The organism is Litorimonas sp., from assembly GCA_029936425.1.
Classification (GTDB): Bacteria; Pseudomonadota; Alphaproteobacteria; order Caulobacterales; family Maricaulaceae; genus Litorimonas.
In genome coordinates, this window is sequence record JAPYSU010000125.1 from 1 (window position 1) to 1,289 (window position 1,289).

Consider the following 1,289-nt stretch of genomic DNA (forward strand, 5'->3'; position numbering starts at 1 on the left):
GCAGGGACGAGGTGATGAAATCTATTCCAGCAAAAGCAAAATATTTCTTTAAAGCGGACATGACTCAGGGATACCACCAGTTACTTCTTGACGAAGATTCACAAAAGAAATGTTCATTTTTGTTACAGTCCGGCAGATATGCATACAGAGTGTTGCCAATGGGGGCGTCACCAAGTAGTGATATATTTAGTGCAGTAACAGATCAAATGCTTGAAGGGATAGAAGGCATCAAGAAGGAGGTTGACGATATTTTGGGGTGGGCAGAGACAGAAGAAGAATTGGCTGATATATTGAGGAAGGTTTGTGAGAGGTGCAGAAAATGGAAGGCAATATTGAGCAGAAGAAAACTGGAGGGAGGACCTCAGATAAAGTTCGCAGGATATGTCATTTCAGAAAAAGGCGCACATCCAGATCCAGATTCAGTGATGGGAATCAGAGATTTCCCAAAACCAAAATCAGTTGCAGATATTAGGTCATGGCTTGGTCTCTGCACAACTTTCAGTCCATGGTACTCAGGAATCACAGAAGGGAACAGACACATGAGAAAAATGTTACTAAAGGATGCTGTATTCATTTGGAGCCCAGAAATGGAAGAAGAGTTTCAGAATATGAAAATCATTTTGACCAGTGACTTGATAGTTAAACGGTTCGACCCCGAGTTGGAGACAAAGCTCATGGTGGACGGGACGCGGTTGTCAGGCATGGGTTATGCTCTTGTTCAATATGAAGAAAGCGGCAAGCCAAGACTAGTCTTCTGCGGAAGCAGGCGTGTGTCACCCACAGAAAGCAGATATTCGATGACGGAATTGGAACTGATGGCCGCGTGGTTTGCTGTGGAGAAATGTTCCTACTGGCTCAAAGGGTTGGATTCATTTCAAATCCTTACAGATCATAAGTGTCTGGTGGACATAGAGGGACACGAAATAGGCGAAACTTCAGACAGGTTGCAAAGGCTAATGGTCAGAATGATGCCTTATAACTTCAAATTCAAATATATTCAAGGAAAAAACCATCAGTTTGCAGACGCTTTATCAAGACATCCGGTTTCAGAAGCAGCGGACGGCTCAGACCCAATAAAGGAAGGAGAAAGGCTAATGTCTATTAGGGCATGGACCCCTGACTCAGAACATGGGTTAGAGACGATATACAATGAAACAGGAAGAGATGAGAGCTACACAGACGCAATGGTGAACTTCAAGCTGGGCAAGACACGCCAGCAGATCAAGAAGCTGCCCGTGGAGGCGGGGGCGAGGAACTTCATGCACGTGTGGGACAGGTTGGGCACCATG

General features: G+C 45.0%; 1 protein-coding gene. It reads left to right on the forward strand.

All coding sequences use genetic code 11. The features are described from left to right. Nucleotides 1–14 precede the first annotated feature (14 nt). The coding region (locus tag ACN0IC_RS15510; RefSeq protein WP_416879652.1) for a reverse transcriptase/ribonuclease H family protein at nucleotides 15–1,289 on the forward strand (1,275 nt) is incomplete at its 3' end.